The organism is Paucidesulfovibrio longus DSM 6739, assembly GCF_000420485.1.
Lineage (GTDB): Bacteria > Desulfobacterota > Desulfovibrionia > Desulfovibrionales > Desulfovibrionaceae > Paucidesulfovibrio > Paucidesulfovibrio longus.
Genome location: NZ_ATVA01000012.1, coordinates 387988 through 409235, shown reverse-complemented (window position 1 = coordinate 409235; position 21248 = coordinate 387988). Strand labels below are relative to the sequence as shown.

Below are 21248 nucleotides of genomic sequence, written 5' to 3'. Positions count from 1 at the left end.
CCGAATTGAACGCACAGGAACAAAAAATCGTCGAAACCGTGGAATCCCTCGCCGACGACATTTTCGACTTCACGGCCCGGCTCGTGGCCGAGCCGAGCACCCTGGAAAACGAGAAAGGCGCGCTGCGGCTCATGTCCGACGAGCTGACCCGCCTGGGCCTGCCCATGCGGCTCGTGCCCATCGACTACGACGTGCTGCGCACGCATCCGGGCTTCGCGCCCGTGCCCTGGGCCGCCCAAAACCGCTGGAACGTGGTCTCGCGCATCGAGGCCGAGCCCACCGCCCCCGAAGGCATCGGCGGCCAGAGCGCCCTTTTCAACGGCCATCTCGACGTGGTCAGCCCGGAGCCTTTGGGCCTCTGGAGCCGCGACCCCTTCGAGCCGGTCGTCGAGGACGGCTGGATGTACGGGCGGGGCGCGGGCGACATGAAATCCGGCGTCGCGGCCATGACCTACGCGGCCTACGCCCTGCGCAAGGCCGGATTCGGTCTGGCCTCGCCCCTGACTCTGGAAGCGGTCATCGAGGAGGAGTGTTCCGGCAACGGCGCCCTGGCCTGCCGGGTGGCGGGAGTGGACGCCCATGCGGTGCTCATCCCCGAACCCTTCGGCCCCCGGCTCTACACCGCCCAGGTGGGCGTGCTCTGGTTCCGCATCGACGTGGGCGGCAGGCCCGTACACGTGCAGGAGGCCGGGGCCGGAGCCAACGCCCTGGAAAAATGCTTCCCGCTGATCCAGGCCCTGCGCGAGCTGGAAGAAGAAATGAACCAGGGACCGCTGCCCGCGCCCTACGACGAATTCGAGCATCCCCTGAACCTCAATGTCGGCGCGCTCCAGAGCGGGGACTGGCCTTCCACGGTGCCCGCCTCGGCCACGCTGCGCTGCCGCATGGCCTACCTGCCGGGGCAGCGCTTCCAGGACGTGCGCAAGCAGATCGAGGCGACCGTGGCCAGGGCGGCCAAGGCCGACCCCTGGCTGGCCGAAAATCCGCCCGTCGTGGAATTCTACGGGTTCCGCTCGGACGGGCACGTGCAGCGCCGGGACGCCCAGCCCCTGGAGGCCCTGGCCCAGTGCCACGAGGCCCTGACAGGGGAGCCGGTCGAAGAATATGTTTCCACCTGCACCACGGACCTGCGCGCCTTCTACGACTACGGCTCGGCGCGCGGCTGCTGCTACGGTCCCGTGGCAGAGCGCATCCACGGCGCGGACGAGCGCGTGCTGCTCTCGAGCGTGACGCACACGGCCAAGGCCTACGCCCTGTTCGCGGCGCGCTGGTGCGGCCTGGTCGAATAGACAAGCCCTGCAAGGAGATTTCGATGCAAACGAGAGAAGTGGTCATCGCCGGATACCTGCGCACCGCGCAATCCCGCGCGCGGCCCAAAGACCCCGAGCGGGACTGGTTCCACGCCCTGCGCGCCGACGACCTGCTCTGCGCCGTGATTCCGGCCCTGCTGGAACGCGCCGCATTCGATTCCGCCGACCTGGACGACTTTCTGGTGGGCTGCGCCCTGGGCGTCACCGAGAACTGGACCTTCGGCGGCCGCACGCCCGTGTTCCAGGCCAACCTCGACGCCTCGGTGCCCGCGCGGTTTCTGGACCAGCAATGCGGTTCAGGCATGGCCGCCGTGCACATGGGCTATCTGGAGATCGCCTCCGGCTACGCCGACGCGGTCCTGGCCTGCGGCATGGAGCAGATGACGCGCGTGCCCATGGGTCCGAAGCTCTTCCAGGAAGGCACCATCAGCATGAACCCCGCCCTGTTCCGCGAGGAGCGCTACGCGCACTGGGACATGGACACCACCATGGTCATGGGCCTGACCGCGGAGAAGCTCTGGAAGCAGGGTTCCATCACCAGGGAGGAGATGGACGAGTTCGGCGTGCGCTCCCACCGGCTCGCCACCCTGGCGCGCGAGGAGGGATTCTTCGACGGCGAAATTCTGCCCGTGGACGCGCCCCAGGCCGACGGCAGCGTGCTGCGCGTGGACCGCGACCAGGCCGTGCGGGAAGGCGCGGACCTCGAATCCATGGCCGGGCTGAAGCCCATCTTCGACAAGGAGAACGGCGGCATCACCGCGGGCAACGCCTCGCCCCTGAACTCCGGAGCCGCGGCCATGCTGCTGCTCTCGCGCGAGGAGGCCGAGCGCCGGGGCATCAAGCCCCTGGCCGCGATCCGCTCCATCGGCTTTGCCGGGGTGGATCCCACGATCATGGGCGCGGCTCCTGTTCCGGCGGCGCGCATGGCCCTGGAAAAAGGCGGCTACAAAGTCGAGGACATGGATTTCTGGGAGATCAACGAAGCCTTTTCCGTGGTCGTGCTGCACGCCATGCGCGAGCTGGGCCTGCCTGCCGGGCGGGTCAACGTCAAGGGCGGGGGACTGGCCCTGGGCCACGCCATGGGCGCGACGGGCGTCCGGCTCGTGGGCACCCTGGCGCGCATCCTCCAGGCGGAGAACGGCAGGCTGGGCTGCGCGGCCTCCTGCATCGGCGGGGGGCAGGGCGTGGCCGCCATCATCGAAAAGATTTAATCGAAAGCAAACGATAACAGCATCTTCTGAAGGAGATAAACCAAGGAGAAGGACATGGCCGACAACAAGAGCCTCCTGGCGCGCCGCGAAAAGGCCGTGCCACGCGGTCCCTTCAACACCGTTCCCGCCTTTGCCGCGAAAGCCGAAGGCGCGCGCATCACGGACGTGGAAGGAAACGAATACATCGATTTCGCGGGCGGCATCGGCGTGCTCAACACGGGCCACCGCCACCCCAGGGTGGTGGAGGCGATCAAACGGCAGGCGGACAGCTTTCTGCACACCTGCTTCCACGTCTTCATGTACGAATCGTACGTGGAGCTGGCGGAACGCATCAACGCCCTGGCTCCCGGCGACTTCGCCAAGAAGTCCTTTTTTCTCAATTCCGGGGCCGAGGCCGTGGAGAACGCCGTCAAGATCGCGCGCTACAAGACGAAGCGCCCGGCTGTCGTGGCCTTCCAGAACGCCTTTCACGGCCGGACCCTGCTGACCATGAGCCTGACCAGCAAATCCAAGCCCTACAAGTTCGGTTTCGGTCCGTTCGCCCCGGAAATCTACCGCGCGCCCTACGCCTATTGCTACCGCTGCCCCCTGGGGCTGGAATATCCCCGCTGTTCCGTGGCCTGCGCCGACTATCTCGAAGAGTTCTTCGTTTCCTACGTGGCCGCCGAGGAAGTCGCGGCGCTTCTCGTGGAGCCGGTGCAGGGCGAAGGCGGCTTCGTGACCCCGCCGCCGGAATACTTCCCCAAGCTGCGGGCCATCTGCGACAAGTACGGCATCCAGATGATCGTGGACGAGATCCAGACCGGGTTCGGGCGGACCGGGAAGATCTTCGCCATCGACCACTGGGACGTGGCCCCGGACATGATCACCGTGGCCAAATCCCTGGCCGGGGGAATGCCGCTTTCCGGCGTGGTCGGCCGGGCCGAGCTGCTCGACGACCCGCATGTGGGCGGCCTGGGCGGCACCTACGGCGGCAACCCGCTCTGCTGCGCCGCGGCCCTGGCCGTGCTCGACGCCCTGGAGCAGGACGGCCTGCTGCGTCGCGGCGAACAGCTCGGCAAAACCCTCCGAAGCCGCTTCCTGGAAATGCAAAGGGAATTCGAGATCATCGGCGACGTGCGCGGAAAAGGCCCCATGCTGGCCTTGGAGCTGGTGGAAGACCGGGAGAGCAAACGCCCGGCAACGGACAAGGCCAAGGCCCTGGTGGGCTATTGCCGCGAAAAGGGCCTGATCATCCTGGCCTGCGGCAATTTCGGCAACGTGATCCGCACGCTGATGCCGCTGGTGATCAGCGACGAGGAACTGGAGCGCGGGCTCTCCATCATGGAAGACGGGCTGCGCGCAATCAAAGCATAAGGAAAACAAGGAGTTTCGATGTATGGATTTTACGGGCGAGTGCTCAAGGTCGATCTGACCGAACGCTGCTTCGACGTCGTCCCCCTGGCCGAGGAAATCCTGGCCGACCACCTGGGCGGCAAGGGGCTGGGCACGCGCCTATTGCTCGACGAAAACCCGCCCGGAGCCGATCCGCTCGGCCCGGAAAACCGACTCATCTTCGCCACGGGACCGGCCTGCAACGGTCCGGCCTGGGGCGGCAGCCGCTACGGCGTCTATACGAAGTCGCCCCTGACCGGGCTCTACTGCGAGTCCTATGCGGGCGGAAAAGTGCCGGAATCCATGGATTCCGCCGGATACGACGCCATCGTCATCTCAGGCCGCGCCGATCGTCCCATGGTTCTGGGCGTGCATCCCTACGGCGTGGATTTCCACCTCGCCCGCGACCTCTGGGGCATGGAAACCTACGAGGCCGAGGACGAGGCCAGGGAGCGCTTCGCGCCCGTGGGCTTTTCCCGGCCCGGCGCCGTGGTCATCGGCCCTGCCGGGGAAAACCGGGTCCGCTTCGCCCTGATCGAAAACGACTACTGGCGCAGCGCCGGGCGCGGCGGCACGGGCGCGGTCATGGGCTCCAAGAATCTCAAGGCCGTGGTCTTCGCCGGGGACCGCAAGCGCCCCCTGGCCGATCCCAAGGGCATGGCCGCCCAGGCAAAGGGCTTTGCCGCGTCCGGGCGGGATAATCCCGGCGTCAAGGCCTACAAGCGCTTCGGCACGACCATGATGGTGGCGCTGATGAACACGGCGGGAGCCTTTCCCGCGCGCTACTGGAGCCAGGGAACGTGCGAGCACTGGGAAAAGATCGCCGGGGAAGCCTACCATGCGGAGCACGACGTCACTCCGAACGCCTGCCGCAAATGCTTCATGGCCTGCGGGCGGCTGACCACAATCAAGGGGGGACGCCGCGACGGGCTGCGCATCGAAGGCCCCGAATACGAAACCATCTACGCCTTCGGCGGCCTGTGCATGATCGAGGACATGGCCGAGATCGCGTACCTGAACGATCTTTGCGACCGCCTGGGCCTGGACACCATCACCGGAGGCAACCTCTGCGGGCTGGCCATCGAGGCCGGACTGCGCGGCCGCATCGAGCCCGTGGTGCGCTACAACGACCCGGACGGCTGCGCCGCGCTGCTGCGCTCCATCGCCGCGCGCGAAGGGCACGGCGCGGTGCTGGCCGAGGGCATCCGCCACGCGGCGCAGGAATGGGGCCTGGAAGACATCGCCGTGCACGTCAAGGGCATGGAGCCGCCGGGCTACGACCCGCGCGCGCTCAAGGGCATGGGCCTGACCTACGCCACCACGGCGCGGGGCGCCTGCCACCTGCGCACCACCTTCTACAAGCCGGAGCTGTCCGGCATGATTCCGCCGGAGCGCATCGAGGGCAAGGCGGAAATGCTCATCGACTTCGAGGACCGGCTCGCGCTCTTCGACTGCCTGGTGCTCTGCCGCTTCTACCGCGACATGTATTCCTGGGAAGAGCTGGGCAAGCTCGTGGAGCTGCTCACGGGGCTTCCGGGCGACAAGGCGCGCCTGCAAAGGATCGCGCGGCGGGTGGTCGACCTGACCCGCGCGTTCAACCTGCGCGAAGGCATGTCCCCGGACGCGGACCGCCTGCCCGGGCGGCTGACCCGCGAGGCACTGCCCGACGGCAAGCGCGTCACCGAGCAGGAGATGGCCCGCATGACCGAGGAATACTACCGCCTCCGGGGCTGGCCCGCGCAGGAACCGGGCGCCTAGTTCGCCTTGCCCCGCGAGGCCTCGGCCAGGGCGGTGCGCACCTGCTCCTCCATGGTCTGGAGGCCCTGGTTCAGGGTATGGGCCAGGCGGCGCGCCGTGTTCGGGGAGAGCACGATGCGCTGGTGCACGGTTCCGCTGTCCGGCTGGCCGCGGTGGCGGTTGCCGAGTTCCACCACCACTTCTTCCGGACTCACGAAGACGTTGAAGACATCATAATACATATACTCCAGGTCGGGATCGGCCTGGAGGCGCATCTGCCGCGACGCCGGATCGATGATTCTGTGATCGCTCATATTCCGCTCCGTTGATTGCTTTCCGCTTGCTGCGGCATCCTGCCCCAGCGCGCGCCGGGGCGCAACCGCGCGGCGCGCTATTGCCGCCCGTGGCCGCAGGTGTCCGGCTCGGCGCAGGCCCAGACCATGCGCCCCCGGCCCGGATCGTAGAACGGGACCACGTCCGTGAGCGCGCCGCAATGCACGCAGGGCTGCTCTTCGGGTTCGCCCTGGAGCACGCCGCAGCGGCGCAGCTCCTGACAAAAATCCTGCACCGCCTGAAACAGCGGGTGCGAGCCGTGGCGCTGCACGTCCTTGGAGCGCAGGCTGCCGCCCTTGTTCACGCGCAGGTTGATGCTGCGCACCTTCTCGATGGTCCCGCGCTTCTCGCCCATGACAAAGGGAACCTGTTCGGTCCAACGGCAAACGATCCGGTTCGTGCCCGGATAAAACTTCAACTGCATGTGTGGAGGTTCCTATTTCATACTTATTTGGTAGGAAAGAAAGCGAAGGGATTCACTACCCCACAAGTACAGGAACGGCAAGGGTTGCGGGAGGAGTTTCCGCGCCGGGCGTGCAACGTTTTCGCGCCGAGGCCGAGAGCGAACGACGAACGCGGACGGAGAAAGCGCCCGCACCCGGACGTCAATGCCGGGGCCGGGCGCTCGTATGATTCCGGAAAGCCGGCGGGAACCGCCCCAAGGCGGTCCCGCCGACAAGGGGGCGCTACTCGGCGCCCTCTTCCTTTTTCTTCTTCTTGGGCGCTTCGCCGTGCTCCAGAATGTTGATCTTCTTGGGAGCCGGGGCGCGGTGCACGTTCTTCATGCTCAGGCAGTGCGTCGGGCAGACCGTGACGCAATGCCCGCAGTAGATGCAGGCGTACGGGTCGCATTCCCAGGTCTCGGCGGTCTTGTCCACGGTGATGCACAGGGACGGGCACTTGCGCATGCAGGAGCCGCAGAGGATGCACTCCGAGGCATTGATGACCAGCTCGCCGCGATAATTGTCGAAGGGCTCGCGCACCACGAAGGGATACTTCCGGGTGGCGGGCTTCTTGGACAGGTTCTTCAGGACGGTCGGCGTCAGAAACAGCATCTTCGCCTCCTTACCTTTCCGTGCAGGAGATGCACGGGTCGATGGACAGCACGATGACCGGCACGTCGGCCAGCTCGCAGTTCGGCACCATCGCCAGCAGCGGCGGCACGTTGGCGAAGGTGGGCGTGCGGATGCGCAGGCGGTCCAGGTTCTTCTTGCCGCTGGCCTTGATGTAGTAGACGCACTCGCCTCGCGGCTGCTCCACGCGCATGAAGCCTTCGCCTTCGGGATTGCCCTTGACCTTGGCGGCCAGTTCGCGGTCGCCCCGGGGCACCTTGGCCATGGCCTGGCGCACGAGGTCGATGGACTGGAGCACCTCGCGGAAGCGGACCGCGCCGCGCGCCCAGCAGTCGCCGCTGGTCTCGATGACCGGCTCGAAGTCCAGGTGCCTGTAGCCGCCGTACTTGAGCATGCGCATGTCCGACTTGACGCCGGAGCCGCGCAGGGTCGGGCCGGCCGCGCCCAGCTCGTAGGCCTGCTCGTAGGTCAGCACGCCCTTGCCCACGGTGCGGGCCTTGACGGTGTAGTCATTGAGCATGGTGGACTGGATGGCCTTGACCTCTTTCTCGATGATCTTCAGCTCGCCCTCGATCCAGTCGCGCTGTTCGGCGCTGAGGTCGGCGCGCACGCCGCCGATGACGTTGACCGAGACGATGACGCGGTTGCCCGCGGTGGCCTCGTTGATGTCCATGACCCGCTCGCGGATCTTCCAGAGCTGCATGAACAGCGACTCGAAGCCGAAGGCGTCGGCAAAGAGGCCGAGCCAGAGCAGGTGGGAATGGATGCGGTGCAGCTCGGACCAGACCACGCGCAGGATCTCGGCGCGCTTCGGCACCTCGATGCCCATCATCTCCTCGATGGTCTGCGAGTAGCAGACCGCGTGGATCATGGAGCAGATGCCGCAGACGCGCTCGCAGACCTGGATCATCTGGTGGAAGTCGCGCTTGGCCACCAGCATTTCCAGTCCGCGGTGCACGTAGCCCAGGGCGGGCACGGCTTCCTTGACGATTTCATCCTCGACCACCAGCTTGAGGTGGATCGGCTCCGGCAGAACCGGATGCTGGGGGCCGAAGGGAATAACAGTACGAGCCATGTTCGTCCCCCTTTTAGTTGTTGCCCACGACCTTGACGTTGTTCACGAGGGGCACGGTGGTGATCTCCTCGTCGAGGTACAAGGTGCGGTTGAAGTCGAGCACGAGCCCGGCGAACTTCATGCCGAAGAGGTCCTGAAGTTCGTTCTCGGCCAGCAGGGCGCAGAAGTACACGCCGGAAATGCTGGGCACGGGCTGGGACAACTGGGCCGGAAGCCGGAGGTGGACCACCTCGAGCTCCTTGTCGAAGTGGTAGAGCACGTCGACCGCGTCCTCGCCCGTGAGGGCGGTGGTCATGGTCACCAGGCGGTACCCTTCGTTCTTCATGTTCATGACCTCGCTGACCAGATTGTCGCGGGTCACGGCGATTTCCTTACCTTTCACGTCATATTCCCCTTGCGGAGCCGCCTAGCCGGCCTGCTCCACCTTTTGCTGGAACTTCTTCAGGCCTTCCACGACGCCGTCGATGATGGCTTCGGGCTTGGCCGGACAGCCGGGTACGTACACGTCCACCGGGATGACCTTGTCCACGCCGCCGACCACGTTGTAGGCGTCGCGGAACACGCCGCCGGAGGTGCCGCACGCGCCGATGGCGATGACGGCCTTGGGCTCGGGCATCTGGTCGTAGATGTTCTTGAGCACCTTCTTGTTGCGATGGTTCACCGTGCCGGTGACCAGCAGCACGTCCGCGTGCTTGGGGTTGCCGACGTTGACCACGCCGAACCGCTCCACGTCGTACATGGGGGTCAGGCAGGCCAGTACCTCGATGTCGCAGCCGTTGCAGCTCCCGCAGTCGAAATGCATGATCCACGGGGACTTGGCGCGCGAATTCTTGATGAGCGATTTGAACATATCCCTACCCCGCGTACAGCCAGATGAGGTTCACGACCGACATGGCCAGGCCCACGCCCCAGACGTACTTGAGCATCCAGCGCCAGGTCATGCGGGCCATGGTGTTGTCGATGACGAGTTCGAGGAAGTACGTGCAGACGAGCAGCGCGGCCATCCAGTACCAGCTCGTGGTCCAGAACAGAGCGCAGATGCCCAGGATGAGGACCGTCTCGTACCAGTGGGCCACTTCGACCAGGGCGAGGTACGGGCCGGAGTACTCGGTGAGCACGCCCTTGACCAGCTCCTGGTGTCCGTGGTGCGAGGTCGAGAAGTCGAAGGGCGACTTGCGCAGCTTGATGGTCAGCGCGTAGGTCAGCACGATGTAGGCCAGGGGCAGCCGGGCCAGCAGCGGCTTGTCCACGGCGATGATGTCCGAGACGTTGAAGCTGCCGGTGGCGAGGTAGAAGCAGACGAAGACCAGCACGAGCAGCGGCTCGTAGGTCAGGATCTGGATCAGCTCGCGCTGCGCGCCCACCTGGCTGTACGGCGAGCGGCCCGCGAGGGCGCCCATGACCAGGAAGACCGCGCCCACGGCCTGCACGAAGAAGATCAAAAGCAGATCGGACTGCATGAAGAAGAGCACGCAGGAGGCGGCCGCGCCGATGAGATAGACCCAGGCGCAGATGATCTGCCACTTGTTCAGGGCCAGCGGCTCCTTGCCGAAGAGCTTGAGCACGTCGTAGAAGGCCTGCATGATCGGCGGGCCCTGCCGGGACTGGAGCCGCGCCGTGATGCGGCGGTCGATGCCGGCCAGCAGTCCGCCCGCGAGCGGGGCGGCGATCAGGCCGATCAGTGCGAGAATCAGGTATTTCATATTACAGCCCCCCTCCGATCATGAGCACGGTCAGCGCCGCGCCCAGAATGTTGACCCACATGGTCAGGCGTTCCTCGCCGAAGATCTCGGAGAGGTAGAGGTTGCCTGCGCCGAAGGCCACGGGCTGGTTCATGGGACCGTTGAACGATCCTTCCAGGCCCAGGTTCGCGCCGCCCATGTAGGGGGCGACCTTGCGCAGCTTGGGCGCGCGGCGTCCCGCCATGAAGGCCACGACCAGACCCGCGCCCAGGGCGATGTACAATCCGTAGACCTCGAACGCTCCCAGGGAGCCGATGCCGATGTTCACGGCAGGTCCGACGCCCGGCAGCATGGGCTGGATGAGCGTCTTGTAGATCACCGGGGTGGCGGCGGAAAGGACCACCGCGCCGACGCAGAGCAGCACCAGGGGCAGGTTGATGAGCAGGGGCAGGCTCTCGGAAGGCTTGCCCGGCTCGCGCGAGCCCATCAGTCCGCCGCCCCAGCGCGCCCAGTACACGACCGTCAGGGCCGAGCCCAGGGCGAGCATGATGATGACCCAGATGGACCCGGCGGCGGCCTCGATGGCCATCCACTTGCCCAGCAGCACGCCGAAGGGCGGCAGGAGCATGGTCAGCACGCCGGTGATGGCGATGAACGAGGTCCGGGGCATGCGCTCGTACAGGCCGCGCATGTCCTCGATGTCGCGGCTGCCGATCTCCTGCTCGATGGTGCCGACGCAGAGGAAGAGCAGGGACTTGGACACCGCGTGGAAGATGATCAGCATGACGGCGGCGGTCAGGGCCAGCGGGGTGTTCAGGCCCGCGCAGGCGATGATCAGCCCCAGGTTGGAGATGGTCGAGTAGGCCAGGATCTTCTTGCCGTTGCTCTGGCCGATGGCCAGGGCGGCGCAGGCCAGGAAGGTGAACGCGCCGCAGATGGCGATGGTCTCGGAGAGCAGCGTGCCCTGGTAGGCCGGGGACAGCCGCAGCACCACGTACACGCCCGCCTTGACCATGGTGGAGGAGTGCAGCAGCGCGGAAACCGGGGTCGGAGCGACCATGGCGCCGAGCAGCCAGCCCTGGAAGGGCACCTGCGCGGCCTTGGTGAAGCCCGCAAGACACATCATGGCGATGCCCGTGAGCACGAGCGCGCCCTGCGGCCCGGCGGAAAGGATCGCGGCCAGGGAAAGGGTGCCCAGTCCGTTGTAGACCAGCATCATGCCGATCACGAAGGCCAGGCCGCCCAGGCTGTTCATCCACAGAGCGCGGGTGGCGTTCTTCGTGGCGATCTCCGTGCCGTCGTGCCCGATGAGCATGAAGGAGCAGAAGGTGGTCGCCTCGAAGAAGAAGTAGAGCCAGAGCACGTTGTTGGCCAGGACCAGCCCGTTCATGGCGCCCAGGAAGAGCACCAGGAAGAAGAAGAACTGAGGCTGCTTGGATTTTTCAAGATGCAGATGTTCCTCATGGCTCTTCATGTAGGGCAGGGCGAAAATGCAGATCAGGGAGCCGATGATGGAAATGATCAGCACCATGATCAGTGAAAGGTTGTCCGCCGCAAAGGCGGGGGTCGCGGCGTGCTCGACCATCACGAACTCGAACACCGCCAGCAGCACGATCTGCGCCAGGGTGAAGAGCTGGATGAGCACGTTCTTGAGTTTGAGACCGTAGAAGAAAATCACTCCGAGCAGCGCGAAGTCGAGCACGGTGATGATCAGGTCCCAGCTCAGGCCGAAGAGCGCGCCCGGAGACCACGGTTCGATCGGTCCCTGCATGAGCAGGGCCACCGACGCCGCGGCGAGCACGCCGCCCGTGACGGGCACGACCAGCCGCCTGACGGCGCTCGCGCGCACGACGAAGCAGGCCAGTGCGGCAAGCACGGGCAGGAGGATGAGGATCAAAAGCAGGTTGGACATGGACACCTCGCTTCAGGATGAATGCCTGGGTGCGCGTCCCCTCGGCGACCGTAGCCGATGTTGCGCGCACGTAGCCTCAGCCGTCGTCATTATTCCGTTGCCGTTCGGGGAGTTGGGCCAAGAATGGCCGCGTCTTGCAGTTGCTTCGGGCCTTCAACCGGAGGCGAAAGAGACCTGCCGCCTGCCCCCCGCAGACGGTTCTGGAAACCCTTGCGGCTTTACGTTGTTCCTTTTTTTTTGGCAAGCAAATTGTGAAAATTAGAACAGTGTGGAGACGACATTGTAACACTTCTTCATGCTTGCCGAATTCGATATAAAAAAGTGCGTTCGACTCGTCCTTCCGACTTCCGGAAGGGCCTCTCACCCCCTTTTCCCGCCGCTCGGCTTTCCAAATCAGCGGATTGACAAAGCGCCTTGATCGTGCGTGCCCGTTTCGGCCGCACATCACGAACCCGCCATTGACAGCTGCACGGCTTTGAGGGATGTGCACTGCATGGACCGCCCAGAAAGCTTTCCCATCCTGCCGCCCCACGGCCGCGCCCGGACCGAACACGGCCACCCCGCCTACCCCTGCGGGAACGGCCAGGCCCCGGACCTTCAAAAACTCACCCGCACGCGCACCCCGGCCATGCAGGAGGTCTTCGCCAAGGCGGGACGGGTCGCACCCACGCGGACCACGGTGCTGCTCACCGGCGAGACGGGCGTGGGCAAGAGCACGGTGGCCCGCCTGATCCACGCCCTTTCCAATCGCGCGGGAAAGCCCTTCGTCTCCATCCACTGCGGAGCCATCCCCGAAAATCTCGTGGAGAGCGAGCTCTTCGGCCATGAGAAAGGAGCCTTCACCGGGGCCGTGCGCCAGAAGCCCGGAAAATTCGAGGTCGCGGACGGCGGCACGGTCTTCCTGGACGAGGTGGGCACCCTGCCTCCCTCCTCGCAGATCAAGCTCCTCGAGGTGCTCCAGAGCCGCACCTTCCAGCGCGTGGGCGGCACCCGCGACATCGAGGTGGACATCCGCATCGTGGCCGCCACCAACGACGACCTGGACGCGCTCTGCCGCGAAGGCCGATTCCGCAAGGATCTCTTCTACCGCATCAACGTCTTCACCCTGGACATTCCGCCCCTGCGCGAGCGCCAGGCGGACATGCCCGCCCTGGTGGAGTCGCTGCTGCTCCGGCTCCAGCCGGGCGAAGCCGAGCCCATTCTCGAAGTGGAGCCCGACGTGCTCGAAGCGCTGAGCAGGTACGACTGGCCGGGCAACGTGCGCGAGCTGGAAAACCTGCTGGAGCGCGCCCTGATCCTGGAGACCGGGACGAGCCTGAGCAGCGACAGCTTTCCCGCCGAGATGTTCCAGGCCGAAGGCATGGTACCCGTGGCCCTGCTGGACAGCGACCTGCCCCTGGAGGAGGTTCGCCGCCGGGCCGTGGAAGAGGTGGAACTCGCCTACCTGCGCCAGATTCTGGAGCGCTACAGCGGCCGCATCGACCACAGCGCCACGCACGCGGGCATCACCACCCGCCAGCTGCACAAGCTCATGACCAAGCACGGACTGCACAAGGAAGAATTCAAGGACCGGCGCGAACCAAAGCGCTGAGCCCGGCATCCTACCCATCTTGCGCCGTTGCGCACGATTTTCGTTTTTTCCGCGATTTGACACCATCCGGCTCCAAGGAATGCTCAAGGGCCACGCCCGGTTGTCACGCGCTTAAAGAATTCCGGATTCCTGTTTCCACCCCTTCGGAACCTCCTGTTCCGATCTTGCATCCTTTTGATTTTTCATACTTTATTCTCTAGACTTTTCCGCACGCTTTCCGCCCTTTTCGGTTTCGGAACTCCGCGTTCCGACCCATCTTTTCCCGGCATCGCGGCAACATCTTGAAATAAAGAACTTTTTCAGCATGGCACGCCGTATGCCTTAAGAGGGCAACGATCAAAACAAACGGCGGGACTTCCCGCCAGGGAGTGGTCATGGCTGAAAGCAAAAAGACCGTCACGGTCACGGGCATTCTCTACCCCGTTTACGACGGCGACTATGAGAACATCAGCGGAGTCGTGCTCTCCGGCATCGACGAGAGCGAGTATCTGGTCGTCTCGGACAAGTACATCGACGACCTCGTGAACCTCTGCCAGGAGGAGGTCTCCCTGCGCGGCAAGGTCGGCAGCCAGAACGGCATGAAGACCATCGAGGTGCAGGAATACCGCATCGTCAGCCGCTACTACGACGACGTGGTCGGGGGCGAGGACGACGAATACATGACCTACCTGGATTAGCCGGGGGCGGACATGAAACGCACCCTCGCAGGTCTTGCCGGAGGATTATGCCTCCTGCTGCTGCTCTGCGGCCCGGCCGCGGCCGAACTGGCCACGGCCAGCGGACAGCTCACGGAGCTGGACGGCCGCTACCTGCTCATGGACAAGGCCAAGGGCGCGGTGGAGCTGCGCGGCGAGGCCCTGGAAGACATGGTCGGCAAGCGGATCTGGGTTTCGGGCGACATGGAAGACGGCGAAAAAGGGCTTCCCGTCCTGACGGTGGAAGACATCGAAGTGATCCAGTCCCAGGAATAAGGAACGAACGTCCCTCAACGGGTCGAGACAAGAGCAACTTTCATCACCCGGTACGCGGCGATGGCCGCGCCGGAACCGAGAACGGAGAGAAAACATGAGCAAAACGCACCTGGATCTTGAGGAATCCGTCCCTCCCGACCCTGGAGTAGCTTCCCTGATCGCGCCCACGCTGGCCGGTCCCTGCGACGCGCCCCTGGTCGAAGGCCCCACCCGCCGCCGGCACGTCGTCCCCATCCGCCACGGTGACGTGGCTTCTTTTATGCGCAGGCATTTTCCCGGCGCGGGCCTGAGCCAGTGGAACGACTGGCGCTGGCAGCTCGCCAACCGGATTTCCTCGCCGGAGCGCATCGCCGAAATACTCAATCTTTCCCTGGAGGAACGGCTGGCCCTCTCCGGGCAGGGCGGAGCGCTGCCCTTTGCCGTGACCCCCTACTACGCCTCGCTGCTCGACCCGAACGACGCGGGCCAGGCCCTGCGCCGCTGCGTGATCCCCACCCGGGCCGAGTCGCGCATGTCCGTCGGCGAGTGCGCCGACCCCCTGGGCGAGGACCACGACATGCCCGTGCCGGGCGTGGTGCACCGCTACCCGGACCGGACCCTGTTCCTGGTCACGGACTTCTGCTCCACCTACTGCCGCTACTGCACGCGCTCGCGCGCCGTGGGCCGCAGGGAGGCCAACCAGACCACGCCCCGCCGCTGGCAGGCGGGCCTGGACTACATCGCCGCGACCCCGGCCATCCGCGACGTGCTCCTCTCCGGCGGCGACCCGCTGACCCTGGAGGACTCCGCCCTGGAGTGGCTGCTCTCCCGTCTGCGCGACATCCCGCACGTGGAGATGATCCGCATCGGCACCAAGGTTCCCGCGGTCCTGCCCCAGCGCGTGACCCCGGCCCTGGTGCGCATGCTCAAGCGCTACCACCCGCTCTGGATGAGCCTGCATTTCGCGCATCCGGACGAGCTGACCCCGGAATCGGCCCGCGCCTGCGCGCGCCTGGCCGACGCGGGCATCCCCCTCGGCAGCCAGACCGTGCTGCTCAAGGACGTCAACGACGAGCCCGCCGTGATGACCAAGCTCTTCCAGGGGCTGCTCAAGCAGCGCGTGCGCCCCTATTACCTCTACCAGTGCGACCCGGTTCCGGGTTCGGGCCACTTCCGCACGCCCGTGTCCAAGGGGCTGGAGATCATCGCGGGCCTGCGCGGCCACACTTCGGGCTATGCCGTGCCCCAGTTCGTCATCGACGCGCCCGGCGGCGGCGGCAAGATTCCCCTGCTGCCCGAATACGTGACCGGCAGGGAAGGCGACGACCTGATCCTGACCAACTATCAGGGCCGGACCTTCCGCTATCCCGACTCCGCCTCCAAAGGCGGCCCGACCCAATGAGGAAGAGCGACATGCGCATCGGCATCACCTACGATCTGCGCGACGACTACCTGGCCATGGGCATTTCCCATGAGGATTCGGCGGAGTTCGACTCGCCCGAAACCATCCAGGCCCTGCGCACCACCATCGAGGAACTCGGCCACCAGGCCGAGCTGATCGGCAACGCCCAGCGGCTGGTCCAGCGACTCGCCGCCGGGGAGCGCTGGGACATGGTCTTCAACATCGCCGAAGGCCTCTACGGCAACGGCCGCGAGGCTTTGGTGCCCGCGCTGCTCGACGCCTACGGCGTGCCCTACACCTTCTCGGACCCGCTGGTCATGTGCCTGACCCTGAACAAGGGCATGGCCAAGCACGTCTTCCGCGACCAGGGCGTGCCCACGCCGGACTTCGCCGTGGTGGAGCGCCCCGCGGACCTGGAAGGGCTGGACATGGCCTACCCGCTCTTTGCCAAGCCCATCAGCGAAGGCACGGGCAAGGGCATCGACGGCAAGTCCGTGATCCGCTCCCGCGCCGAGCTGGAGGAGGTCTGCGGCAGGCTGCTGGAGCGCTTCCGCCAGCCCGTGCTCGTGGAAACCTACCTGCCGGGACGCGAGTTCACCGTGGGCATCACCGGGACCGGCGACAAGGCCGAATCCTGCGGCGTCATGGAAGTTCTCCTGCGCGGCGAAGCCGAGCCCGGCGTCTACTCCTTCGTGAACAAGGAAGGCTGGGAGTCGCGCGTGGACTACTTCCTGCGCGACGACGAGGACGCCCGCGCGGCCGAGGCCGTGGCCCTGGCCGCCTGGCGCGGCATCGGCTGCCGGGACGGCGGCCGGGTGGACGTGCGCCTGGACGAAAACGGCGTGGCCAACATCATCGAAATCAACCCACTGGCCGGGCTGCATCCGGGATATTCGGACCTGCCCATCCTCGCGGAAATGAACGGCATATCCTTCAAGGAGCTTATCGGGCGCATCCTGGCCTCGGCCCGCGAGCGCGTCCGGAAGGCCCCGGCGCGCAACGACGCGCTCTGGAGATGCGCATGATCGTCGAGGTGCTCCACGACCTCCTGCCCTCCGGCCCCGGCAACGGGGACGCGCGCGAGGACGAGCTGGACAACCTCGTCCAGGCGCGCGCCGTGGGCGCGGCCCTGCGCTCCCTGGGGCACGAGGTCCGCGAGACGCCTCTGGGCCTGGACCTGGACGCCGTGGCCGAGAGCCTGCGCAGCGCTCCGCCGGATCTGGTCTTCAATCTGGTGGAGTCCTGCGGCGGCCAGGCCCGGCTGGCCCATCTGGCCCCTTCCCTGCTGGAGGCGCTCGGCCTCCCGCTCACGGGCTGCGGCAGCTACCCGGTCTTCGTCGCCGCGGACAAGCTGCGCGTCAAGGAGCTGCTGCGCATCGCGGGCGTGCCCTCCCCGCCCTGGTACACGGCCCGGCGCCTGACCCGCGAGGAGCGCGAGGTCTGCGGCACGTTCATCGTCAAACCCATCTACGAGCACGGCTCGGTGGGCCTGAACGAAGACGCGGTCGTGGAAATCCGCAGCCGGGCGGAGCTGCTGAACCTCCTGCGCCAGCGGCGCAAGGCCTCCGGCCTGGAATACTTCGCCGAAGGGTTCGTCGAAGGGCGGGAATTCAACGTGGCCCTGCTGGAAACGGACGGCCGCCCGCGCGTGCTGCCCCCGGCGGAGATCCTCTTCGAGGGCTTCGCCCCCGGACAGCAGCGCATCCTGGGCTACGAAGCCAAGTGGGACAAGGATTCCTTCGCCTACGGACACACGCCCCGGACCTTCGAGTTCGGCGAGGGGGACGCCGTGCTCCTGCGCGACATCAAGTCCCTGGCCATGGCCTGCTGGGTGCTTTTCGAGATGCGCGGCTATGCGCGCGTCGATCTGCGCGTGGATGCGGGAGGAAGGCCCTTTGTCATCGACGTGAACCCCAATCCCTGCATCGCGCCGGACGCGGGCCTCGCCGCAGCGGCGGAGAGGGTCGGCATGGACTACGAAACCCTGGTGGGCGCCGTGGTCCGGGCCGCGATCCAAGATCCGGCCTGAGCCGGCGGCAAGCGAGAGAACATGAACGAAGCAACGGTTCCCTGTCGGCCCATCGTGGGCCTGACCTTCCGATACGAACCCCGCGAGGCCGACTGCGTTTCCGTGCGCGCGCTCCTGGAGGCCACGGGGGTCTTCACCGCCGAGGAAGTGGGCGTGGGCGTGTCCCTGGTGCGGGAGCGCCTGGAGCGCGGCCTGGAGAGCGGGTATTATTTTCTGTTTGCGGATTCGCCGGAAGGCTTGGTGGGTCTGGGCTGCTACGGTCCCATCGGCTGCGCGCCGGGCCGCTTCGACATCTACTGGGTCGCGGTGACTCCCGAATTTCACGGGCTGGGCATCGGCAGGGAGCTGCTGCGCACCTGCGAGGCCAACATCCGCAGGCTCGGCGGGGTGCGCGCCTATGTCGAAACCTCCTCGCGGGACGAATACGCCCCGGCCAGGGCGCTCTACGAACACAACGGCTACGCCGTGGACGCGCTGCAAAGGGACTTCTACGCGGACGGCGACAACAAGGTCACGCTGGTAAAAGTCCTGATCTAACCGAATCTTTTCGCCATCTACCCAAACCCGACCCGTGCCGAAAGGCACCGGCCCGGTTCCGTCCCTCCGCCGCGAACGGCATTGCCGCAGACGTTGACATCGGGACGGAACCGGGCCAAACCCGTTTCATGCCGAACCCCACCGTTTCTCCACAGGCCCGCGCCGTGATCTTCGACTGCGACGGAGTGCTCATCGACTCCTGGAACGCGGCCCTGCATTTCTTCAACAGCATGCGCCGCGCCGTGGACCTCGGTCCCCTGAATCCGGACGAAGAGCGCGCCTGCTTCGTGCGGACCATCCCGGAAAGCCTGGACCTGATCATTCCCGCGCCGCTGCGGGCCGAGGCGCAGCGCGCCTGGGACGATTTCGACCTGGAGGAAATCCTGGAGCTGGTCCGGCCCCAGCCGGGCATAGGCAGGCTGCTGGAGCGGCTGCGCGCCGCAGGGCGCGGGCTCGCGGTCTGCACCAACGGCGGGGCCGAGCAGCATCCCATCCTGGAACATCTCGACCTGCGCGACCATTTCGACCACATCGTCACGGCCGAGGACACGCCGCGCGGCAAGCCCTGGCCCGACGGCTCCCGCGACATCCTGCGCCGCTTCGGGCTCGGTCCGGAAGAAGCGCTCTTCGTGGGCGACTCCCATGTGGACGAGGAGACCGCGCGCAACGCGGGCATCCCCTTCTGGGCCTACCGCAATCCCGCGCTGAACGCGCAGACGCACGTGCGCGACTTCGACGAGGTCGTGATCCTCGAGCGCGCCTAGCCTTCGCCCAGGGGATCGGCCTTGGTCACCGTGGTGAAGAAGAATTCCTTGTCAAAGGGGCCGACGTGGCCCATCTCGGCCATGTTGGTGAAGTATTCCAGCCGGGAATAGCGGCGCAGCGCCGCCTCGCGCACATGGTTGGCCGCGTAGTACGTTTCGCGGTCGATGGGCCGCCGGGATTCGGTCAGGTCGAAGACGTGGCCCTCCAGCTCGGCCCAGCCGTGCGCGTACCATTCCGTGCCGTTGAAAAGCCAGCCGTGCACCGCCTCGGCGGTTTCGTTCTCGCTGACCACCTCCAGCAGCGCCTCGAAGCTCGCGGGACGGTAATGCTTGTGTCCCTCGTCGCGGTCGTGATGGTCGCGGTCGTGATGGTCGTGGTCGTGATGGTCGTGGCCGTGGCCGCCGCAGCCGCAGTCCGGGCCATGTTCATGATGCCCGGCATGGCCGTGTTCGTGGCCGCCGCAGCCGCACCCGCAGTCCGGGCCGTGCCCGTCGTGTTCGCCAGTGTTGTCGTGATGCCGCGTCATGCGCCCTCCTTGATGTTCCGGACGGCTCGCGCCGCCACCAGTGCCGCGCCGCAGGCGTTGCCCACGGCGTATTCCTCGGGGAAAACCACCTCCGTGCCCAGGCGCTCGGCCAGCCCGGCCAGCAGTGCGGGAGCCGCCGCGCCCAGCGCCACCACCGGGACCGCGGGCCGGATGTCCAGCCGCAGCAGCCGCAGCTCCTTCCGGCGGCGGATCAGCCCCGCCATGTCGTGGCCCAGCTCGCAGCGCAAAAGATGCTCCACCAGGGCCTCCTCCACGCCGTCCAGGACCGTCCCCAGCACGGCCCGGCAAAAATCCTCCACGCCCGTTCCCAGCCGCGCGGCCAGCAGCCGGGCTCCGCGCAGGGAGGCTTCCGCGTCCCCGAAATCGGCCCTGCCGAGCGCGTGCAGGGCGTCCGACGGGGTGAACCCCGCCTCCACGAGCAGCCGCTCCCGCGACAGCTCGGCCAGACGCCGCTCCAGGTCGATCATGTTGCGGCCCAGGGCGCGGGCCAGTTCTTCTGCGGTGGACGGCCCCCGCTCCAGCAACAGGGAGAGCAGCGCGCTGCTTCCGGCCCTTTCCCTCGCCCGCTGCGCGGCGCCGGGAGCCGCGAAGACCACGCGGTCCGCGCCGCCCGCGAAGAAATGCTCCAAAGCCCGGCCGGACGCCCCCGCGTTTTCCCGATCCAGCGCGGCCAGGGCCAAAGGCCGCACCCGGCGCGGTCCGACCCGCAAGGCCAGGGACGACCCGCGCTCCACGCGCACATGGCTGTCTCCGCCGATTCCGACCGTGCGCAGTTCCACGGTGCGGACGTGGGTTTCCCAGCCGCCGATGACCGCCCCGCCGGCACGCACCGGGGCTTCGCCGTCCCGCACGGTAATCAGGTCCGTGGTGGTTCCGCCCATGTCCAGGACCACGGCGTCGGCCGTTCCCCGCAGCGCGGCCTCCCGCGCGCCGTAAAGCGCCGAGGCCGCCGGGCCTGCGGCAAAGGTCGAAAGCGGCTTTTGCCGGGCCTCGTCCGGGGTCAGCGCCCCGCCGCCGCCGCAGACCACGCGCACCGGGGCGGTCACGCCCAGCCGCGCCAGCCCGGCCTGGAGACGCTCCACGAAATATTCCATGACCGGGAGCAGCCCGGCGTTCAGCGCCACGGTGGCCAGCCGTTCCTCGTGGGAAGGCAGCTCGCTGACCTGGTGGGCGCAGGACACGGGCAGCGGGTCGAGCATGGCGATGGCCTTCTGCGCCACCAGCTCGTGCGCGGGGTTGAAGCAGCTCCCGGACGCGGCCACGGCGTAGGAATCCACCCGCCCCTTGAAGCGGCCCACCCCGCCCATCAGGGCCGGAATGTCCAGGGGCGCGTCCTCTGCGCCGCCGACCCCGTGGCCGCCCTGCACGAACTCCACGGACACCACGGGCAGGCGCACGGGCTTGCGCACGCCGATCTGAAAGAGGCCCACGCGGGCGCCGCGTCCCTCCACGACGGAATTGGTGGCCAGGGTGGTGGAAACCCCCACGCAGGCGAGGTCGCCCCCGGACACGCCCGCCGCGGAAAGGGCCGCGCCCAGGGCCTCGACGATTCCCGCCTCCAGGTCGTCGTGGCGCGTGGGCCGCTTGGCCGAGGCCGCAACGCCCCCGTCCGGACCGAGGATCACGGCGTCCGTGAAGGTGCCGCCCGTGTCCACGCCCGCGACGTATCCCTGCTTCAAGACCATGTACCGGAACTCCTGTTCTCCGCCGGACAGTCGGC

The 21248-nt window shown here is 66.8% G+C and carries 22 protein-coding genes; 12 read left to right on the top strand and 10 right to left on the bottom strand.

Annotation, left to right across the window (positions count from 1 at the left end; genetic code table 11):
• The first annotated feature begins 5 nt into the window (after window positions 1-5).
• From G452_RS0106540 to G452_RS0106525, 4 genes are read left to right on the top strand one after another with little or no spacing between them, the layout of a single operon-like run.
• Complete coding sequence (locus tag G452_RS0106540; RefSeq protein WP_022661466.1) at window positions 6-1289, top strand: ArgE/DapE family deacylase; 1284 nt, start codon at window positions 6-8, stop codon at window positions 1287-1289.
• A 23-nt stretch (window positions 1290-1312) separates the two neighbouring features.
• Window positions 1313-2521, top strand: a complete 1209-nt coding sequence (locus G452_RS0106535) for an acetyl-CoA C-acetyltransferase (protein WP_022661465.1) — start codon at window positions 1313-1315, stop codon at window positions 2519-2521.
• Window positions 2522-2575: 54 nt separating this feature from the next.
• Window positions 2576-3877, top strand: coding sequence for a 4-aminobutyrate--2-oxoglutarate transaminase (gabT, locus tag G452_RS0106530; RefSeq protein WP_022661464.1), 1302 nt, complete (start codon window positions 2576-2578; stop codon window positions 3875-3877).
• A gap of 18 nt (window positions 3878-3895) precedes the next feature.
• On the top strand, window positions 3896-5653 hold the full coding sequence (locus G452_RS0106525; RefSeq protein ID WP_022661463.1) for an aldehyde ferredoxin oxidoreductase family protein: 1758 nt from the start codon (window positions 3896-3898) through the stop codon (window positions 5651-5653).
• Here the strand turns inward: G452_RS0106525 and G452_RS0106520 are convergent.
• The 8 genes from G452_RS0106520 to G452_RS0106485 form a co-directional block, all read right to left on the bottom strand.
• The gene (locus tag G452_RS0106520) at window positions 5650-5946 is read right to left on the bottom strand and encodes a DUF3467 domain-containing protein (RefSeq protein ID WP_022661462.1); all 297 of its coding nucleotides are present in this window, start codon (window positions 5944-5946) and stop codon (window positions 5650-5652) included. The two genes, G452_RS0106525 and G452_RS0106520, sit on opposite strands and share 4 nt — an antisense overlap.
• Window positions 5947-6023: 77 nt before the next feature.
• The gene (locus tag G452_RS20495) at window positions 6024-6389 is read right to left on the bottom strand and encodes a hypothetical protein (protein WP_022661461.1); all 366 of its coding nucleotides are present in this window, start codon (window positions 6387-6389) and stop codon (window positions 6024-6026) included.
• Window positions 6390-6651: 262 nt separating this feature from the next.
• Window positions 6652-7020, bottom strand: a complete 369-nt coding sequence (locus tag G452_RS0106510; protein WP_022661460.1) for a 4Fe-4S binding protein — start codon at window positions 7018-7020, stop codon at window positions 6652-6654.
• Between the two features lie 10 nt (window positions 7021-7030).
• Window positions 7031-8113 (bottom strand): hydrogenase large subunit, encoded by a 1083-nt coding sequence (locus G452_RS0106505; protein ID WP_022661459.1) that lies wholly within the window; start codon window positions 8111-8113, stop codon window positions 7031-7033.
• Between the two features lie 13 nt (window positions 8114-8126).
• Entirely contained in the window at window positions 8127-8495 is a 369-nt protein-coding gene (locus tag G452_RS0106500; RefSeq protein WP_022661458.1) for an NADH-quinone oxidoreductase subunit C, read from the bottom strand.
• A 24-nt stretch (window positions 8496-8519) separates the two neighbouring features.
• Window positions 8520-8963, bottom strand: a complete 444-nt coding sequence (locus tag G452_RS0106495) for an NADH-quinone oxidoreductase subunit B family protein (protein ID WP_022661457.1) — start codon at window positions 8961-8963, stop codon at window positions 8520-8522.
• A 4-nt stretch (window positions 8964-8967) separates the two neighbouring features.
• The gene (locus tag G452_RS0106490) at window positions 8968-9816 is read right to left on the bottom strand and encodes a respiratory chain complex I subunit 1 family protein (protein WP_022661456.1); all 849 of its coding nucleotides are present in this window, start codon (window positions 9814-9816) and stop codon (window positions 8968-8970) included.
• Between the two features lies 1 nt (window position 9817).
• Window positions 9818-11707 carry an NADH-quinone oxidoreductase subunit 5 family protein gene (locus G452_RS0106485; RefSeq protein WP_022661455.1) on the bottom strand — a complete coding sequence of 630 codons (1890 nt, stop codon included), beginning with the start codon at window positions 11705-11707 and terminating at the stop codon, window positions 9818-9820.
• Between the two features lie 493 nt (window positions 11708-12200).
• Between G452_RS0106485 and G452_RS18415 the strand changes: the two genes are divergently transcribed.
• From G452_RS18415 to G452_RS0106445, 8 genes are all read left to right on the top strand, one after another.
• A complete protein-coding gene (locus tag G452_RS18415; RefSeq protein WP_022661454.1) occupies window positions 12201-13298 on the top strand; it encodes a sigma-54 interaction domain-containing protein in 1098 nt (365 codons plus the stop codon).
• Window positions 13299-13672: 374 nt separating this feature from the next.
• Window positions 13673-13975: a hypothetical protein gene (locus G452_RS0106475; protein ID WP_022661453.1), complete on the top strand. Its 303-nt coding sequence runs from the start codon at window positions 13673-13675 to the stop codon at window positions 13973-13975.
• A gap of 12 nt (window positions 13976-13987) precedes the next feature.
• Window positions 13988-14269: a hypothetical protein gene (locus G452_RS0106470; RefSeq protein ID WP_022661452.1), complete on the top strand. Its 282-nt coding sequence runs from the start codon at window positions 13988-13990 to the stop codon at window positions 14267-14269.
• A 94-nt stretch (window positions 14270-14363) separates the two neighbouring features.
• Entirely contained in the window at window positions 14364-15650 is a 1287-nt protein-coding gene (locus G452_RS18410; protein ID WP_022661451.1) for a KamA family radical SAM protein, read from the top strand.
• Window positions 15647-16675, top strand: coding sequence for a D-alanine--D-alanine ligase family protein (locus tag G452_RS0106460; RefSeq protein ID WP_022661450.1), 1029 nt, complete (start codon window positions 15647-15649; stop codon window positions 16673-16675). The genes G452_RS18410 and G452_RS0106460 overlap by 4 nt, the downstream gene beginning before the upstream one ends.
• Window positions 16672-17679 carry a D-alanine--D-alanine ligase family protein gene (locus tag G452_RS0106455; protein ID WP_040368294.1) on the top strand — a complete coding sequence of 336 codons (1008 nt, stop codon included), beginning with the start codon at window positions 16672-16674 and terminating at the stop codon, window positions 17677-17679. Before G452_RS0106460 ends, G452_RS0106455 begins: the two co-directional genes overlap by 4 nt.
• 21 nt (window positions 17680-17700) lie before the next feature.
• Window positions 17701-18216: a GNAT family N-acetyltransferase gene (locus G452_RS0106450; RefSeq protein ID WP_022661448.1), complete on the top strand. Its 516-nt coding sequence runs from the start codon at window positions 17701-17703 to the stop codon at window positions 18214-18216.
• Between the two features lie 128 nt (window positions 18217-18344).
• On the top strand, window positions 18345-18980 hold the full coding sequence (locus G452_RS0106445; protein WP_022661447.1) for an HAD family hydrolase: 636 nt from the start codon (window positions 18345-18347) through the stop codon (window positions 18978-18980).
• Here G452_RS0106445 and G452_RS21835 read toward each other — a convergent pair.
• Complete coding sequence (locus G452_RS21835; RefSeq protein ID WP_022661446.1) at window positions 18977-19507, bottom strand: hypothetical protein; 531 nt, start codon at window positions 19505-19507, stop codon at window positions 18977-18979. The two genes, G452_RS0106445 and G452_RS21835, sit on opposite strands and share 4 nt — an antisense overlap.
• The gene (locus G452_RS0106435; protein ID WP_022661445.1) at window positions 19504-21213 is read right to left on the bottom strand and encodes a hydantoinase/oxoprolinase family protein; all 1710 of its coding nucleotides are present in this window, start codon (window positions 21211-21213) and stop codon (window positions 19504-19506) included. Before G452_RS0106435 ends, G452_RS21835 begins: the two co-directional genes overlap by 4 nt.
• Window positions 21214-21248 lie beyond the last annotated feature (35 nt).

Bases quoted from the DNA above. Each gene is read 5' to 3' on its own strand.
- G452_RS0106505 (WP_022661459.1), bottom strand. From the start codon at position 8,113: ATGGCTCGTACTGTTATTCCCTTCGGCCCCCAGCATCCGGTTCTGCCG.
- G452_RS0106460 (WP_022661450.1), top strand. From the start codon at position 15,647: ATGAGGAAGAGCGACATGCGCATCGGCATCACCTACGATCTGCGCGAC.
- G452_RS0106520 (WP_022661462.1), bottom strand. From the start codon at position 5,946: ATGAGCGATCACAGAATCATCGATCCGGCGTCGCGGCAGATGCGCCTC.
- G452_RS0106485 (WP_022661455.1), bottom strand. From the start codon at position 11,707: ATGTCCAACCTGCTTTTGATCCTCATCCTCCTGCCCGTGCTTGCCGCA.
- G452_RS0106490 (WP_022661456.1), bottom strand. From the start codon at position 9,816: ATGAAATACCTGATTCTCGCACTGATCGGCCTGATCGCCGCCCCGCTC.
- G452_RS0106435 (WP_022661445.1), bottom strand. From the start codon at position 21,213: ATGGTCTTGAAGCAGGGATACGTCGCGGGCGTGGACACGGGCGGCACC.
- G452_RS0106525 (WP_022661463.1), top strand. From the start codon at position 3,896: ATGTATGGATTTTACGGGCGAGTGCTCAAGGTCGATCTGACCGAACGC.
- G452_RS0106455 (WP_040368294.1), top strand. From the start codon at position 16,672: ATGATCGTCGAGGTGCTCCACGACCTCCTGCCCTCCGGCCCCGGCAAC.
- G452_RS0106445 (WP_022661447.1), top strand. From the start codon at position 18,345: ATGCCGAACCCCACCGTTTCTCCACAGGCCCGCGCCGTGATCTTCGAC.
- G452_RS18410 (WP_022661451.1), top strand. From the start codon at position 14,364: ATGAGCAAAACGCACCTGGATCTTGAGGAATCCGTCCCTCCCGACCCT.
- G452_RS0106535 (WP_022661465.1), top strand. From the start codon at position 1,313: ATGCAAACGAGAGAAGTGGTCATCGCCGGATACCTGCGCACCGCGCAA.
- G452_RS0106510 (WP_022661460.1), bottom strand. From the start codon at position 7,020: ATGCTGTTTCTGACGCCGACCGTCCTGAAGAACCTGTCCAAGAAGCCC.
- G452_RS21835 (WP_022661446.1), bottom strand. From the start codon at position 19,507: ATGACGCGGCATCACGACAACACTGGCGAACACGACGGGCACGGCCCG.
- G452_RS20495 (WP_022661461.1), bottom strand. From the start codon at position 6,389: ATGCAGTTGAAGTTTTATCCGGGCACGAACCGGATCGTTTGCCGTTGG.
- G452_RS0106470 (WP_022661452.1), top strand. From the start codon at position 13,988: ATGAAACGCACCCTCGCAGGTCTTGCCGGAGGATTATGCCTCCTGCTG.
- G452_RS0106450 (WP_022661448.1), top strand. From the start codon at position 17,701: ATGAACGAAGCAACGGTTCCCTGTCGGCCCATCGTGGGCCTGACCTTC.
- G452_RS0106475 (WP_022661453.1), top strand. From the start codon at position 13,673: ATGGCTGAAAGCAAAAAGACCGTCACGGTCACGGGCATTCTCTACCCC.
- gabT (WP_022661464.1), top strand. From the start codon at position 2,576: ATGGCCGACAACAAGAGCCTCCTGGCGCGCCGCGAAAAGGCCGTGCCA.
- G452_RS0106495 (WP_022661457.1), bottom strand. From the start codon at position 8,963: ATGTTCAAATCGCTCATCAAGAATTCGCGCGCCAAGTCCCCGTGGATC.
- G452_RS18415 (WP_022661454.1), top strand. From the start codon at position 12,201: ATGGACCGCCCAGAAAGCTTTCCCATCCTGCCGCCCCACGGCCGCGCC.